General features: G+C 47.1%; 16 protein-coding genes. 11 read left to right on the top strand and 5 right to left on the bottom strand.

Annotated features, from left to right (window positions below):
• Nucleotides 1-157 precede the first annotated feature (157 nt).
• Nucleotides 158-406: a hypothetical protein gene (locus ACQ31U_RS08675; protein WP_431051213.1), complete on the top strand. Its 249-nt coding sequence runs from the start codon at nucleotides 158-160 to the stop codon at nucleotides 404-406.
• A gap of 90 nt (nucleotides 407-496) precedes the next feature.
• Here ACQ31U_RS08675 and rlmC read toward each other — a convergent pair whose 3' ends face one another.
• The 5 genes from rlmC to hinT form a co-directional block, all read right to left on the bottom strand.
• On the bottom strand, nucleotides 497-1,699 hold the full coding sequence (gene rlmC, locus ACQ31U_RS08670) for a 23S rRNA (uracil(747)-C(5))-methyltransferase RlmC (RefSeq protein ID WP_431051211.1): 1,203 nt from the start codon (nucleotides 1,697-1,699) through the stop codon (nucleotides 497-499).
• Nucleotides 1,700-1,871: 172 nt separating this feature from the next.
• Nucleotides 1,872-2,918, bottom strand: a complete 1,047-nt coding sequence (gene nagZ, locus ACQ31U_RS08665; protein ID WP_431051209.1) for a beta-N-acetylhexosaminidase — start codon at nucleotides 2,916-2,918, stop codon at nucleotides 1,872-1,874.
• A gap of 38 nt (nucleotides 2,919-2,956) precedes the next feature.
• Nucleotides 2,957-3,763, bottom strand: coding sequence for a phosphotransferase (locus ACQ31U_RS08660; RefSeq protein ID WP_431051207.1), 807 nt, complete (start codon nucleotides 3,761-3,763; stop codon nucleotides 2,957-2,959).
• A 7-nt stretch (nucleotides 3,764-3,770) separates the two neighbouring features.
• Nucleotides 3,771-4,130, bottom strand: coding sequence for a YcfL family protein (locus ACQ31U_RS08655; RefSeq protein WP_431051205.1), 360 nt, complete (start codon nucleotides 4,128-4,130; stop codon nucleotides 3,771-3,773).
• 9 nt (nucleotides 4,131-4,139) lie between these two features.
• The gene (gene hinT, locus ACQ31U_RS08650) at nucleotides 4,140-4,505 is read right to left on the bottom strand and encodes a purine nucleoside phosphoramidase (RefSeq protein WP_431051203.1); all 366 of its coding nucleotides are present in this window, start codon (nucleotides 4,503-4,505) and stop codon (nucleotides 4,140-4,142) included.
• 399 nt (nucleotides 4,506-4,904) lie between these two features.
• Here hinT and focA point away from each other — a divergent pair, with 399 nt between their 5' ends.
• The 10 genes from focA (at nucleotide 4,905) to ACQ31U_RS08600 (ending at nucleotide 16,361) form a co-directional block, all read left to right on the top strand.
• Complete coding sequence (focA, locus tag ACQ31U_RS08645) at nucleotides 4,905-5,759, top strand: formate transporter FocA (protein ID WP_431051201.1); 855 nt, start codon at nucleotides 4,905-4,907, stop codon at nucleotides 5,757-5,759.
• Between the two features lie 96 nt (nucleotides 5,760-5,855).
• Complete coding sequence (gene pflB, locus ACQ31U_RS08640; protein WP_431051199.1) at nucleotides 5,856-8,138, top strand: formate C-acetyltransferase; 2,283 nt, start codon at nucleotides 5,856-5,858, stop codon at nucleotides 8,136-8,138.
• 129 nt (nucleotides 8,139-8,267) lie between these two features.
• Nucleotides 8,268-8,516, top strand: coding sequence for an AbrB/MazE/SpoVT family DNA-binding domain-containing protein (locus ACQ31U_RS08635; protein ID WP_431051197.1), 249 nt, complete (start codon nucleotides 8,268-8,270; stop codon nucleotides 8,514-8,516).
• Between the two features lie 99 nt (nucleotides 8,517-8,615).
• The gene (locus ACQ31U_RS08630; RefSeq protein WP_431051195.1) at nucleotides 8,616-8,912 is read left to right on the top strand and encodes a putative toxin-antitoxin system toxin component, PIN family; all 297 of its coding nucleotides are present in this window, start codon (nucleotides 8,616-8,618) and stop codon (nucleotides 8,910-8,912) included.
• Nucleotides 8,913-9,007: 95 nt separating this feature from the next.
• Complete coding sequence (pflA, locus tag ACQ31U_RS08625) at nucleotides 9,008-9,748, top strand: pyruvate formate lyase 1-activating protein (RefSeq protein WP_431051193.1); 741 nt, start codon at nucleotides 9,008-9,010, stop codon at nucleotides 9,746-9,748.
• A 278-nt stretch (nucleotides 9,749-10,026) separates the two neighbouring features.
• The gene (locus tag ACQ31U_RS08620) at nucleotides 10,027-11,094 is read left to right on the top strand and encodes a factor H binding protein domain-containing protein (RefSeq protein WP_431051191.1); all 1,068 of its coding nucleotides are present in this window, start codon (nucleotides 10,027-10,029) and stop codon (nucleotides 11,092-11,094) included.
• Between the two features lie 62 nt (nucleotides 11,095-11,156).
• On the top strand, nucleotides 11,157-12,605 hold the full coding sequence (locus ACQ31U_RS08615; RefSeq protein ID WP_431051189.1) for a surface lipoprotein assembly modifier: 1,449 nt from the start codon (nucleotides 11,157-11,159) through the stop codon (nucleotides 12,603-12,605).
• 150 nt (nucleotides 12,606-12,755) lie between these two features.
• Entirely contained in the window at nucleotides 12,756-13,691 is a 936-nt protein-coding gene (locus ACQ31U_RS08610) for an aminoimidazole riboside kinase (RefSeq protein ID WP_431051187.1), read from the top strand.
• Between the two features lie 21 nt (nucleotides 13,692-13,712).
• Entirely contained in the window at nucleotides 13,713-15,167 is a 1,455-nt protein-coding gene (locus tag ACQ31U_RS08605) for a glycoside hydrolase family 32 protein (protein WP_431051186.1), read from the top strand.
• A 177-nt stretch (nucleotides 15,168-15,344) separates the two neighbouring features.
• Entirely contained in the window at nucleotides 15,345-16,361 is a 1,017-nt protein-coding gene (locus ACQ31U_RS08600; protein WP_431051184.1) for a LacI family DNA-binding transcriptional regulator, read from the top strand.
• Nucleotides 16,362-16,408: the final 47 nt, after the last annotated feature.

Here is a 16,408-nt window from a genome sequence, read left to right as displayed (position 1 = left end):
AACCGCCCTTCCTGACGCAAATTAGCATGAATTACCATAATGTTAAGAATACGCTATATCAAAAAGCATTAAGCGGAAAAGTAAACTTATTCCACTCAGATATTGTTAGCCAAAATTTATTCCATTCCATCATCAACACTTATATGAGTAGCAAAAAATGAGAAATATATTTTATCTGTTGCTTGTATCAATGCTTTGTCAGCAAGCGATAGCCAGACCGGACTACACCAAAGAAGTTAACCGGGTGAACATCACCGATTTCAATATAGAGTGTGAGGAAGTTGCTGTTATTGCACAAGAAAAACAGAAAATACAGGAACAGCAATTACAAACCCGGTCAAACGATCCTTATACCAGACGCGCCAATGCTACGGTGATTATTGACAATAATCCGATTGAGCATTAAACCGTCTCGGTTTGGCATTGTAATCACAGCGGCACGTCATCACGGCCGGCACGACAGGCTTCTTAGTGTCTTCCTGATTCGCTTTTTCTGTTATTGGTCTATTTCCTTGACAAGTAATACGAGCGTCTCGAGGTGCGCCGTGTGCGGGAACATATCAAACAGACGGATTTTGATTATCCGATAATCCGTCAATAACGCCAAATCCTTTGCCATGCTGCTCGCATTGCAACTGGAATACAGGATAAAGTGCGGTGCAAACTCATTCAAAAACCCGGCTAAAGGTTTGCCGATGCCGCGCCGTGGCGGATTGACAATCACTAATTGCGGTTTTTGCCGTTGCGTTTCCCGAGCCGCAAATGCGGCGGAATCTAACGAACGGAATTCAACCGCACTTTGCCCTTGCGTCAAGCCCAACCGTGCTGCCGATAACTTGGCGCTGGCAATTGCCGAAGCGGAGATTTCAATCCCGGTTAAGCGGGTAAAAATATCCGATTGCCGAGCTTTCAAAGCCGATAAACAGTGCAGTCCGAAACCACCGACGCCGCAAAACAGATCCCACACATGGGAAATCGGCAGATTTTCTATCCATTCTTGCGCTTGCCGGTACAACGCACTCGCCACCGTCGGATTGGTTTGGAAAAAACCCTGCGGACGGATAAACAGCGGAATGCCGTTAAACCGCTCTTCCAACACCTGTAGCCCGGTCAGAAAAATTTCCTGTTCGCCCTCTAAAATTGCCGCGTGCTGCGCTTGAATATTGACCGACACCACCGCCAGCTTCGGCAAACGCTGTAATAAACCGGCTAATTCGCGCCGAATTAACGCCAACTTGGCTTCACTGCGCAGCACAAAACGCAGCAGCAGTTTGCCGCTGTAACGGCTTTCCGTCAGCAGAATATATTTCAGCTCGCCTTTACGTTTCAACAGGTTATACGGCACTAATCCGGCGCGGGCGATAAAATCTTTCAACTGCGGAAACACCGCTTGAATGCTGGCGGGATACAGTGGGCAGCCGCAGAGATCAACCGCACTTTGCGGATCATCGGGATCATTGATAATGCCCAAAATCGGCCGCTCGACACTGCCGCTGACCACCATTTTCGCTTTATTACGAAAACCGCTGAGCGGCGAGGCAAACGGCACAAACCATTCTGCACCGGTTAAATCCAACTTCGCCAGTTGCTGCTGCAAATGCTGCTGTTTTTTCGCCAACTGTTGGTCGTAATCCAAATTCAACCACTGACAGGAATCGCATTGTCGCTGTTGATGATAAAGGCAGGTTAAACGGTTCATTATTATTTATTATCTTTCCAATCGGTAAATTTATTTGGTAACAAAAATAGGGGCGGATTAGATATCCGCTCGTTTACGAAGTGCGGTATAAGCATTTAATCTATAATGGAAAAATGCAAAGTGCGGTTCGGGCGGATACCTAATCCGACCTTGCATTCAACATAGCAAATGCTTATTTTACAAATGCAGCTTTTTGCTCCAACCAGCATTGTTGCAATTGCTCTAAAGTGCGGTTTGCCTCAACCCAACGGCTTGTGGCTTGCAGGCTGTTCCATTCGATGGTTTTCCGTTTAAACAAACGGTTTAACCGCACTTGGCTTTCCGGGTCGGCTTGATGTTGCAGATTATCCAACACCTGAATCACGCCCTCGCGTTTATTGCACAGCAATAACAGATCGCAACCGGCGTTAAGCGAGGCTTGACAGCGTTCCACAAAATCCCCCATAAAACCAGCGCCTTTCATGCCCAGATCATCGGAGAAAATCGCGCCGTCGAAACCGAGCTGTTGGCGCAATACCGTTTTCAGCCAATACGCCGAACCGCTCGCCGGTTGGCTGTCACATTGGCTGTAAATCACATGTGCCGGCATTACCGCTTGTAATTTGCCCCGCTGAATCAACTCGGCAAACGGCTGGATATCGTGGGCAAAAATCATCTCTTTGGCACGCCCGTCAATCGGCGTTTCCAAATGCGAATCGGCGATAACGTGTCCGTGCCCCGGAAAATGTTTGCCGGTTGCCGCCATGCCGGCTTGCGCCATGCCGTCGATAAATGCCTCCGCCAGCGCACTCACCGACCGCACTTCATCCCCGAAACTGCGATCGCCAATGGCTTTGCTTTGATGTCCTAAATCCAACACCGGTGCAAAACTGAGGTCAATATCCAATGCGGTCATTTCCGCCGCCATTAACCAACCGGCTTGTTGTGCCAGTTGTCGTTGTTTTAAAACATCGCTTTCAAGTGCGGCGAAGGCTTGCATTGCCGGTAAACAGCTAAAACCGTCCCGGAAACGCTGCACCCGACCACCCTCTTGATCAACCGTGATTAACAGCGGCTTGTTCACCCGCTGCCGCACCGATTGAATTAAGCCTTGCAGTTGTTGGCGATCGTGAAAGTTACGGCTGAATAAAATCACCCCTGCGACAAGCGGATGTTGCAACAATTCCACTTCTTCCGTAGTTAATTCATAGGCTTGCAAGTCAATAAGTAGTGTCGACATAAAATTTCCTGTTATACGTGTTTGCGATTATATTTTGTCTATTGCGCGACAGATTCGGACGCAAGCGTTTGCCGCACTTGCCACCACAAACGGTTGAGCAATTTCACCCACGGCAAATAACTCGCAATCGCCTGACCGAACGCCCATTCTTTTTGCAACAAAGTGTTTCCCTGCAAATAATATTGCAATAAATAGCGCTGCTGATCCTGGCTTAATTCGTTATTCGCCAATAAAAACGCCATTTCCAAGGCGGGTTCGGACCATGCCGCATATTCCCAATCGAGGAGTTTGAAACTGCCATCCGGCTGTACGATAATATTGTGCGGATGAAGATCATGGTGGGCAATCACTTGAATCTCACTTTCAACAAAAGGGGTTAATTGATCCAATTGCATTAGCCAACCGCCATGCTGTTCTGACGGCAGTTGTTGCAACAAGGAAAAAATCCGCCGAATCAGATCCAACTGTGGCAACGTATTGATTTCCGCCGAATGCAGCACCGAAAAATGGTGTAACTGCTGTAAATTCAGCGCCAATTGCGCCAAGTGCGGTTCGTTCCATTGCGCCAACGGTTCGCCTTCGACCCAATGTTGCACCAGAAAATCATTCCCCTGATGAAAAACCGATGGCACAAACGGCAACAGTTGCAGGCTGAATAGCAGATCCGCCTCAAATTCGCGCCCGGCTCCCAAGCGTTGCAACGTCTCATTTTGCCGACGCAGCAGAAACCGTTGCCGATTCTCCAGTTGCACGCCGTAAGAATCGCCGCTCGCGCCCGCCAATGGCTGGCAAGAAACGACTTTTGCCGTCCAAAAATCGGCATTCAGAATCGAGGATAATGACACGGCTTATCTAATGCCCTTTAATATAAATACGATAATTACTGCTGTTCCGGGTCGGTTTTTCCAAACCAATGATTTCACGTTGCTGCGGCGGTAACGCCAATTGCACCCATTGCGGCAATTGCGACCAGTCTTTGAGCTGAGTCACGCCATCTTTATCATACCACGTGATTTGATACTGTAATGCCAACAGCCGTTGGCTAATATTGGTCAACCCCACCTGCTCGGCGCCGGCTTTCACCTCAATTGCCGCGGCTACGCCGGCGTCGATATTCACAATCGGCTCGCTGTCAGCTAAATAACGCGGCGGCGCACTGGAACACGCCGCTAACATGGCACTGCCGAACATAATAAGAAGAAAACGTTTCATCAATGATTCCTATTTTGCCAACATTGCGCCCAGTTTTTTGCCGCCGACCAAGTGCATATGCAAATGAAACACCTCTTGCCCGCCGTGCCGGTTACAATTCACAATTAAGCGATAGCCCTCTGTGGCAATGCCCTCTTGCTGCGCGATTTTCGCCGCCACCACAAACAGACGCCCCAAAGCCTGTTCGTCTTCGGCCGTCACCGCATTGACGGTCGGAATCAGCTTATTCGGAATAATCAAAATATGGGTCGGGGCTTGGGGCGAAATATCACGAAATGCGGTCACCAATTCATCTTGATACACCACATCCGCCGGAATTTCACGACGGATAATTTTACTGAAAATCGTTTCTTGCGGCGCGGCTGTCGTTGTCATTCTGCTATCCTTATTATCTGCTACAAATTGAAGCCAGAATAATGAAGTTAACGGTTTTTGGCAAGTTGCTATTGCGCAAAAATCCCAGTATGCTACCAACAAATGAGAGGAGTTCAAGAAAATAACATGAACGCTATTTCACCTACTAAATAATCCCAAACTATAATCTCTTTGTTTACACAATCAGCACTTTTCCGTTAAATATCAAAACACAAATTTAACCATAAAATAACATCTTAACCCTGCCTTAACAGCCTGATTTGATCTATATCACAGTTTGTGAGATAACATAGAATAGCGTCTCAAAATGATTTGTTTGTGTATCAGCAAAAAATTATAATGCTAAAAAAAAATAATAAATCTTAAAAAAATGTTTAGTTTCGAGGGAAACAATCAAAGATGAGCACAGATACAAATAACTCCTCCAATATGTTGAATCCGGCGCAGATTACCACGGTGGCGGTGAATGCCGGGGCGTATAAGGCACAAAAAAATCAGTTTCTTTCTTTTATGTCGGCAATTCCGGCGGGGGCGTTTATCGCGATTGCCTTTGTCTTTTATGCCACCACGCAAACCGGCGCAGCCGATGTCGCTTGGGGCATGGCGAAATTTGTCGGCGGCATAGTGTTTTCACTCGGGATTATCATGGTGATTGTCTGCGGTAACGAGCTGTTCACCTCCTCAACCATGACGGTTTTGGCTCGGGTGGAGAAGAAAATCAGCACCTTCCAAATGTTGCGTAACTGGGGTGCGGTTTATGCCGGAAATTTTGTCGGCAGTCTGTTTATCGTCGCGCTGGTTTGGTTCGGCGGACAAACGATGGCGGCGGACGGCAAATGGGGCTTGGTGATTTTGAATACTGCTCAGCACAAAATCCACCACACCTGGGTCGAAGCCTTTAGTCTGGGTATTTTTTGTAACATTATGGTGTGTATCGCGGTGTGGATGGCGTATGCCGGTAAAACCCTGACGGATAAAACACTGGCGGCGATTCTGCCGATTTCGATGTTTGTCGCCTCCGGCTTCGAGCACTGTGTTGCCAATATGTTTATGATCCCGATGGGGATTGTAACTGCACACTACAGCAGCCCTGAATTTTGGCAGACACTTGGTCTTAATACGGCACAATATGCCGATTTGGATGCGGCGCATTTTATTGTTAAAAATTTAATCCCGGTGACACTAGGGAATATCGTGGGCGGTGCGGTGTGTATCGCCTTAATGCAGTGGTATTTGACTCGCGAACACCACTAACTGGTTTAACGTATCGATGGTTTTATCTCTACGGATAAAGTGCGGTGCTGTCGGTATAATCGTTTTAATTTCTTCTAAATTAAGGAATGTATTGCTATGACACAATTAACTGAACTTCAGCAACAGGCTTGGGCGGGATTTAAAGGCGGCGACTGGCAGCAAAATGTCAATGTACGCGATTTTATCCAATTGAACTACACCCCGTATGAAGGTGACGAAGCTTTCCTCGCCGGCGCGACTCCTGCGACCGACGTATTATGGGAAAAAGTGATGGAAGGGATCAAAGTGGAAAACAAAACCCACGAACCGTATGATTTCGATACCTCCATCATCTCCACCATCACCTCCCATGCGGCAGGTTATATCCAACAAGATTTGGAAAAAATCGTCGGTTTGCAAACCGATGCGCCATTAAAACGTGCGATCATTCCATTCGGTGGGATCAAAATGGTGGAAGGTTCTTGCCAAGTTTACGGTCGCGAACTGGATCCGCAAGTGAAAAAAATCTTCACCGAATACCGTAAAACCCACAACCAAGGCGTGTTCGACGTTTACACTCCTGACATTCTGCGCTGCCGTAAATCCGGGGTGTTAACCGGTTTACCGGACGCTTACGGTCGCGGGCGTATCATTGGTGACTACCGCCGTGTCGCGCTGTACGGAATTGATTTCTTAATGGCAGACAAATTCAAACAATTCGGTTCGTTGCAAGAACGCTTGGAAAAAGGCGAAGATTTGCAAATGACAATCCAATTGCGTGAAGAAATTGCCGAACAACACCGCGCTTTAGGTCAAATCAAACAAATGGCAGCGAGCTACGGCTACGATATCTCCGGCCCTGCGACTAACGCACAAGAAGCGGTGCAATGGACTTACTTCGCTTATTTGGCGGCGGTGAAATCACAAAACGGTGCGGCGATGTCATTCGGTCGCGTATCCTCTTTCTTGGATATTTATATCGAGCGTGATCTGCAAGCCGGCAAAATCACCGAAGAACAAGCGCAAGAATTAATCGACCATTTGGTGATGAAACTGCGTATGGTGCGTTTCCTGCGCACCCCGGAATACGATCAACTGTTCTCCGGCGATCCAATCTGGGCAACCGAATCTTTAGCCGGTATGGGCTTGGACGGTCGCACCCTGGTCACCAAAAACAGCTTCCGTTTCTTGAACACGCTCTACACCATGGGGCCGTCTCCGGAACCGAATATGACGATTCTGTGGTCTGAAAAACTGCCTGACGGTTTCAAACGTTACTGTGCCAAAGTGTCTATCGACACCTCTTCCGTACAGTACGAAAACGATGACTTAATGCGTCCTGATTTCAACAACGATGACTACGCCATCGCCTGCTGCGTCAGCCCGATGATCGTCGGTAAACAAATGCAGTTCTTCGGTGCCCGTGCGAACTTGGCAAAAACCATGTTATACGCAATCAACGGCGGTATTGATGAAAAACTGAAAATGCAAGTCGGTCCGAAAACCGATAAAGTCACCAGCGAATATTTGGATTACGATGATGTGATGAACCGCTTAGACAGCTTTATGGACTGGTTGGCGACACAATATGTGACCGCACTTAACATCATTCACTACATGCACGACAAATACAGCTACGAAGCCTCACTGATGGCATTGCATGATCGTGATGTGTATCGCACCATGGCGTGTGGTATCGCCGGTCTGTCTGTTGCCGCCGACTCCTTGTCCGCAATTAAATATGCCAAAGTGAAACCGATTCGTGATGAAGACGGTATTGCGGTTGACTTCGAAATCGAAGGCGAATATCCGCAATTCGGTAACAACGACAGCCGTGTTGACGATATCGCCTGTGACTTGGTTGAACGTTTCATGAAGAAAATTCAAAAACTGAAAACCTATCGTAATGCAGTGCCAACCCAATCGGTATTGACCATCACCTCTAACGTGGTTTACGGCAAAAAAACCGGTAACACTCCGGACGGTCGCCGTGCCGGTGCGCCGTTCGGACCGGGAGCGAACCCAATGCATGGCCGTGACCAAAAAGGTGCGGTGGCTTCCCTGACTTCGGTTGCCAAACTGCCGTTTGCCTACGCCAAAGACGGGATCTCTTACACCTTCTCTATCGTACCGAATGCGTTAGGTAAAGATTACGAAGCGCAAAAACGCAACTTGGCAGGTTTAATGGACGGTTACTTCCACCACGAAGCGACGATCGAAGGCGGACAGCACCTGAACGTTAACGTGATGAACCGTGAAATGTTGTTAGACGCGATGGAAAACCCGGAAAAATATCCGCAATTAACCATCCGTGTTTCCGGCTACGCGGTACGTTTCAACTCGCTGACCAAAGAACAACAAAAAGACGTGATTACCCGTACCTTTACCCAAACCATGTAATTCGGGTTTAATCTCACTCCCAAGCCCCGCCGATTGGCGGGGTTTTTTGTTGCTTGCACGCTAGATCAAACTGTGTCACAATCCCAAAAAAAAGAATTCCTGAATAGTAAGGAATGAAAGGAGTATATCATGGAACTTGCAAAAATCACCTCAAAAGGGCAAATCACCATTCCTATCGCTATTCGCAAAAAATTAAATTTGAAAGAAGGCGATAAATTATTATTTGTTGAAAACAACGGCAAAGTTGAAATTCTGAATTCCACGATGTTAGCCATAAAAGAAGCACAGCGAGCTTTCCAAGGCGAAGCGGAAAAAGCCGGGCTGTACTCTGAAGATGATGTAGTTGAATTAATCAAAATGCTAAGGAAAGCAAGCTAATGCGAATCATGTTAGATACTAATGTATTACTATCTGCATTGCTTTTTCCGTCAGCGCGAATGAACCCGCTTAATCGAAGTCGTTGCTGTTGAAAACACAATGGTACTTGCATCTTACGTTGCAAATGAATTACAAACCGTTATGGAACGAAAATTCCCCCATAAATTAGAGGTTATTGATCGCTTACTTTCTATCATCAGCTATGAATTAGTCTATACACCAACCAAATTTAATTTGGATGTTTATATTCGAGATGAAAAAGACTATCCGGTGATTGCGACCGCACTTTTAGAAAATGTTGATATATTAATCACCGGTGATAAAGATTTTGTAGCATTAACATACCTGCCACTTGAAATTTTAACCCCAGCCCAATTCCTTGAAAAATACACCTAACCACATTCAAATCAGACTTTCTATCGCAAAGTGCGGTTGTTTCAGGTAAAATTGACCGCACTTTTACTCTCTAATTTTGCATTTTTGGTACTGCTATGACGATTAAAGCACGCATTCACTCTTTCGAATCCTGTGGTACGGTGGACGGGCCGGGGATTCGGTTTATCCTGTTTTTACAAGGCTGTTTAATGCGCTGTAAATACTGCCACAACCGCGACACTTGGGATTTAGACGGCGGCAAAGAAATCACGGTTGAAGAGCTGATGAAAGAAGTGGTGACCTACCGTCATTTTATGAACGCGTCCGGTGGCGGCGTAACCGCGTCCGGCGGCGAAGCGATTTTGCAGGCGGAATTTGTGCGCGATTGGTTCCGCGCCTGTAAAGAACAAGGCATTCACACCTGTCTGGATACCAACGGTTTTGTGCGCCGTTACGACAACGTGATTGACGAGCTGCTTGATGTCACTGATTTGGTGCTACTGGATTTGAAACAGCTTGACGATACCATTCACCACAACCTGATCGGCGTGCCGAACAAGCGCACCCTCGAATTCGCCCGCTACCTGCAAAAACGCAACCAACGCACATGGGTTCGTTATGTGGTCGTGCCGGGCTACACCGACGACGATCACTCCGTCACTCTGCTCGGCGAATTTATCAAAGATATGCAAAACATCGAAAAAATCGAACTGCTGCCTTATCACCGTTTGGGACAACACAAATGGGAAGCGATGGGCGAAAAATACGAGCTGGAAGACGTACTGCCGCCAAGCAAAGAAAAAATGGATCATATCCAAGCGATTCTGTCGCGTTATCACAACAACGTGATTTACTAATTCACTTCTTTTTCAACGCGCTATCCGCTCTTCTACCGATAGCGCGTTTCTATTTTTTCTCTGAACTTCCCCCTCTCTTTTTTGAAATTTTACTCCATTTTTATTTCTAATGTGACAAAGATCAAAGTTTCCGCATAAAGATCGCTAAAGCCTTGTTTTTTTTTTTTTTTTTTTAAACTGAGAAAGTTTAATGATTTTTTATCTGTTTTGGAGTGAAGAAATCATTAACTGTGAATTTTATTTACATTTTTCTAAGCGTAAACCATAAGGAATATTTTATGAAACCCACAATAAAAACCACTGCTTTGGCTATTTTAATCTCTCTCGGCGCAGTCGCTTGCGGATCGTCGGGTGGCGGATCAAACAATAAACCTGCCGCAAACACCAATACATCAACAACAGTGACACCGGCTACCGATAATTCCACCGCCGAAAAAGCGCGTAAAGCTGAAGAAGCGCGTAAAACCGAAGAAGCCCGTAAAGCCGAAGAAGCGCGTAAAGCCGAAGAAGCTCGCAAAGCCGAAGAAGCCCGTAAAGCTGAAGAAGTGCGCAAAGCCGAAGAAGCCCGTAAAGCCGAAGAAGCCCGTAAAGCCGAAGAAGCCCGTAAAGCTGAAGAAGCTCGTTTAGCCGAATTAGCGCGTACTGAACCCAACGCCTATGTTTATACCGCAACATCTTTAAATAACAGCGACATTTTAGAGCCTATTAAAAAAGACACTTGGACAAATGAAGATGGTTTAGCCAAATTAGTCGCTGCGGATGGCTCCGGCAAAGGAAGATCTAGCCAATCCGTAAGCAGTAGTTCCGTGACTAACGGTAAAGTATTAAACATCGAAGCAGCTTATGATACTTACAGCAATAACCTAAATGACTCCGGTATTGCCGGTGTTTCAGCTACTGGCACAGTCAATGGACGTAATGCCAACGATGCGATGGTAATCTACTCCGGACGAGCAACAAACGCCAATGAATTAGAAACGTTAAAAGGCTCTGCTAAATATCAAGGAACAAGTTATATCGCCATTACTGACAATATTTCAGAAGGTACGGTTACACTCAATGCTGACTTTGATAAAAAAACCATTTCTGGTGATATAACTCAAATGCACTTCGAAAATATTTGGCGAGAAACTGAACTCTCCAAAACAGCAATTACCGCTAAAAATGGCGAAATCACTTTTACAGGTAATGCTAAAACCACCGATAAAGGTCTAATGGATATGCCACTTTCCGGTACTTATGAAGGAAAATTTATGGGACGTGGTGCAGCTGAAGTGGCTGGTTCAGCAACATTAACCGATCGATGGGGATATGAAACCAAAGCCGTGTTTAATGCTGCCAAATAATTATTTAGGTTGTATAACAAATTAATTGAGGCGCACCTGCGCCTCTCTTTTTAAGAAAAAACATGAAAAAATCTCTTTTAGTAACAAGCCTAACCGCACTTTGTGCGTTAAGTGCGGTAGCAGAAACCTCGACTCCGATTCAGCAAACAACGCAACCTGACAGCATTCAAAATATCGCGTTGCCAACTGCGCCATTGAAAACCCTGGACGATTCAACGCCAAGTGCGGTGCCGCCGTTGCGGGTGAGTCGGGCGCAATTGTTGGCAAGTCCGCAATTAACCCAAGATTGGCTCAATCTTGCTTTGCAGCAACGCAACCCTGAATTGATTCAAGAATTGCTGGCGATTTACCGCACTTTTGCGCAGCATGATCCAATTTTAATTCAATTTGCCGAAGCCACTCTTGCGCAACTGGCGCAAGATTATCCGCTGGCGATTAGCCGTTTTCGTGAAATCCTCGCCGTCAATCCCGACCTCAATCCGGTGCGCATTGAATTAGCAAAAAGCCTGTTTCAAGATCGACAAGACAATGCGGCACGCGATCAGTTTGAAAAAGCCAAAAGTGCGGTCGGCGTGCCTGCGCCGGTGGTCAAGCTGATTGATTCCTATCTGGACGCATTGCAGCAACGCAGCGGCTGGCAAAGCCGTTTCAGTGCCTATTACTTGCGTGACGGCAATGTCAATAACACCTCGTCCAACCGTGAAATCGAGAACACCGGCTTTGTCAAAGACGAGCGTATGCTGCCGCAGTCGGCACACGGCATTGCCTACTCATTCAGTCTGGAGCGGGATTTCAACCTGAGCGCCGCCCATTATCTGCATTTTGGCACGGAACTGTTCGGTAAGAATTTTTGGGATAATCACGCTTACGATGACATTTATCACCGCACTTACCTCGGTTACAGCCATAAAAGTGCGCTGCAAACGCTTTCCGTGTTGCCGTTTTATGAAAAACGCTGGTACGGCAATCAATCGTATAAGTGGGCGAACGGGGTGCGGGGCGAATATCGCCGCTGGCTAAACGCCAACTGGCAACTTTCAACCGCACTGGAACACGCCGAACAGCATTATTATGACAACCAAAACCTGAACGGACATAGCCAACTGGCTTCCGCCACCCTGCTGTGGTTACGCAGCCCGCGCCAATTTTTCTATTTTGGTAGCGATTACAATCGGGAACAAACCCGTGTGTGGCAATACAGCAACAATACTCGCACTCTGCGCCTTGGTTGGGGGCAAGAGTGGCAGTGGGGCACTTCCTCGCGTTTGGGCTTGTCTTACGCCCAACGCCACTACAAAGACCAAGCCAAATTGGGCGAGATGATTCCGCTCGGTAAAGTGCGCAACGATAAGATTTATAACGTGAATTTAACCCTGTGGAAACGCGACTGGCACGTTTGGGGCATTACGCCGAAGCTGCATTTCAACTGGAAAAAACAAGCCAGCAACCTGCCGTCGATGTATTCCTATACGCAGAAAAATGCCAATCTGATTTTTGAAAAGACATTTTAATCACCAAAGTGCGGTTTCACGACCGCACTTTTTAGATCCAGATCACATTTTCCAGTCCTACTTTCAAGAAAAACCGCACTTTCCTTGCCTACCTAAACCGTTTTAGCTAAAATTTTAGCCAAATCTTCCAGCAAGTAGAAAGGTAACAGTATGAGACAAAAAGTATGGGTATTAGGTGACGCGGTGGTGGATTTGATTCCCGAGGGAGAGAATCACTATATTAAAGCGCCCGGCGGCGCGCCTGCCAATGTTGCCGTCGGGATTGCCAGACTGGGCGGAAGAAGCGCGTTTATCGGGCGGGTGGGCGATGATCCGCTCGGGCGTTTTATGAAAAACGTCTTACAGCAAGAAAACGTCAACACCGATTTCATGCTGCTTGATCCGCAAAACCGCACGTCGACGGTGGTGGTCGATTTGGACGACGACGGCGAGCGCAGTTTCACCTTTATGGTCAATCCCAGTGCGGATCAGTTTCTGCAAAGCGACGATGTACCGCAGTTTAACCGTGGCGAGTGGTTGCATTGCTGTTCGATTGCGTTGTTGAATAACCCGTCACAACAAGCGACGCTGAATGCAATGCAGCAAGTCAAACAAATCGGCGGCATGGTGTCGTTCGACCCGAATTTGCGTCTTTCGCTGTGGGAAAATGAGGACATTATGCGCATGACTGTCATGCAGGCAGTTGAGTTGGCGGATGTGCTGAAATTTTCCGAAGAAGAACTCACCCTGCTGACCGAAAAAGAGACCTTAGAACAGGCTTTGGCAACCATCACCGCCTATTATCCGCAAAAACTGATTATTGTTACCAAGGGCAAAGCCGGGGCGTTGGTGCATTTGAATGGTGAACAGCAACTGATTAGCGGCAAAGCGGTGCAAGCGGTGGACACCACCGGCGCAGGCGACGCTTTTGTCGGCGGTTTGCTTGCCGGCTTATCGCAAACCGAAAACTGGCAGCAATGGGAGAATCTTGTGCCGATTATCCGCCAAGCCAATGCTTGCGGCGCACTAGCCACCACCGCCAAAGGCGCAATGGCGGCATTGCCGAATCAGCAACAGTTAGCCGATTATTTGGCGCAATCGGCTTAATTAACAGAAAGGGGAAATCCGATGTTGATTTTCAATCAGGGAAAATATAAAAGTCTGCTTGCCGCCGAAGAGGGCGAACTCGATACGGTGGCGGCACAGGTTGCCGCTGATCAGGATTTCCGCCCTGATTACCATTTGACCGCGCCGTTCGGCTTAATCAATGATCCGAACGGCTTGGTGTTCGACGGTGAGAAATACCACATTTTTTACCAATGGTATCCTTACAGTGCCATGCACGGTATGAAACACTGGCTGCACTATACCACGCCTGACTTCCGACACTTTACCCTCGCCGATCCGCTGATTCCGACCGAAATGTTCGAATCACACGGTTGTTATTCCGGCGGCGCATTGCCGTTAGGAGATTACATCGCCGCGTTTTACACCGGCAACACCCGCCGCAGCAGTGATAACGCACGCATTCCGTACCAAAATATCGCCGTGTTCAGCAAAGAGGGAAAATTGCTGGATAAATACCCCTTGGTGACCTGCGCCCCGACCGGTTACAGCGAACACGTGCGTGATCCGAAGCCGTATTTCACTGCCGACGGCAAAGTGCGGTTTATTTGCGGTGCGCAACGTGAGGATTTAAGCGGCACGGCAATCGTGTTTGAAATGGACAATATCAACACGCCGCCGCAACTGTTGGGCGAACTGACCCTATCGGATTTCGACAACCGCCATATTTTTATGTGGGAATGCCCTGATCTGCTGAAAATCGGCGACAAAGATCTGTTTATTTGGTCACCGCAAGGCAAACAACGTGAAGCACGGCAGTTCCAAAATAACTACCATTCCACCTATGTGATCGGCAAACTGGATAAGTTGGATTTTGAAGTGGAAGCCTTTGCCGAATTGGATTACGGTTTCGACTTTTACGCACCGCAAACCTTTGCCGGATTGGATAACAGCCAAAGTGCGGTCATGCTCGGCTGGGTTGGGTTGCCGGATTTACAGTATCCGAGCGATGAATACGGCTGGCATTCCACCCTCACCATGCCGCGCCGTTTGACCTTGAAAAATAATCGGATTTATCAAACCCCGCTCGAACAGTATTATCCGCAAAACCTGACCGCACTTTCGTTGCAACAAGCCACGGAATTGGCGGATTTGGATTGCCGTTATCTAACATTTAACCCGCAAAACAGCGATTTTAGCTTGCAACTGTTTGATAATGCCGAAGGGCAACATCTAACGTTAAGTTATCAAAACGACGTGTTCTGTTTGGATCGCCGCGCAACCGAACAAACGGAAAGTATGTTGAGCTTGGGCGAACAGCGTTATTGTGCGATTGCAGATTTACAACAGGTGGACATTTTTATTGACCGTTCGGTGATCGAAATTTTCTTAAACGGCGGCGAAAAAGCCCTAACTTCGCGCTTTTTTATTAAAAATCGACAAAACACGCTGCAAAGTTCGCGCCGGTTAGAAATTGAAAGTGCGGTATTAGAGCCGATTACGTATTTGGCGGAGTAATCAAAATCTGATAATTACGCTACAAGTGAATGAAATAAAGTAGGGGCGGATGATATATCCGCCCGAGTACGAAGTGCGGTATAAGCATTTCATCAACAAAAGAAAAACGCAATATTCCGTTCGGGCGGATATATCATCCGCCCCTACGAAATTACGGTTTATACCAATAAAGAAAACATGATCGCTAAACCCAAACGCTGTACGCTGAACGATATTGCCGAACTCAGCGGTGTTTCCAAAACCACCGTCAGCATGGTGCTGAACGGACGTGCCGACGAGTTTCGGATTAAAGACGAAACCCGGCAAAAAATTTTGGATATTGCGCAACAACATCACTATCGCGCCAATATTTATGCCAAAGCGTTGCAATCACAGCGCACGAACACCATCGGTTTGGTGATTCCCGATTTTTCCAACTTCGGCTTTGCCCAAACCAGCCGCATTTTGGAAAAACTGTGCCGTAACCACGGCTTACAACTGATTATCAGCTGTTCTGATGAGCAACCGCACTTGGAAAGCAAAGCGATTGAAAACCTGTTGGAACGGCAAATCGATTTATTAATCACCACGCCGATTCAGCAAAGCAAACGACACTATCCGCACTTAGGCACGATTCCGACAATTCAGTTAGACCGTTTTATCCGAGATGCCGATGTGCCCTATGTGATTACAGATGACCAAAGTGCGGTCACGCAAATGGTCAGCGGCATGATCAAAAAACACGGCTTAAGCGAGTTTTATTATCTCGGCGGTCTGTTGCGGCTCACACCGAGCGAAGCGCGCTTGCAAGGCTTCAAGTGCGGTTTACGACAAGGCGGTTTAACCTTGCAAGATGACTGGATAAAACATCGCGATTATCATTCCGAATCGGGCTATCAAATGATGGCGGAACTGTTGCACGATTTAGGCCGCTTACCGCAGGCGATTTTTGTTGCCTCTTACGGCTTGCTGGTCGGCGTGTTGCGTTTTTTGAACGAAAAAAACCTGTTGGATCACCTTAGCTCAAGGCGCTTACACCTCGCGACATTTGATGACTATGAACTGCTGAATTGCCTGCCGTTTCATATCAATTCGATTCGACAAGATCATCAACAGATCGCCAACCAACTGTTTGCTTCCATTCTGAAATTGCTGGATAAGAAAACGGTGCAAAATAAAATTATCCCTGCCGAGCTGTGTTGGCGCGATGAATAAAACCCTTACAGCAAAAAGACTGGCAATCCTATGCGTAAATGATACAA

Source organism: Testudinibacter sp. TW-1 (assembly GCF_050613185.1).
GTDB lineage: Bacteria > Pseudomonadota > Gammaproteobacteria > Enterobacterales > Pasteurellaceae > Chelonobacter.
The sequence above is the reverse complement of the archived record's forward strand: the minus strand, read 5'-3'. Positions and strand labels throughout refer to the sequence as shown.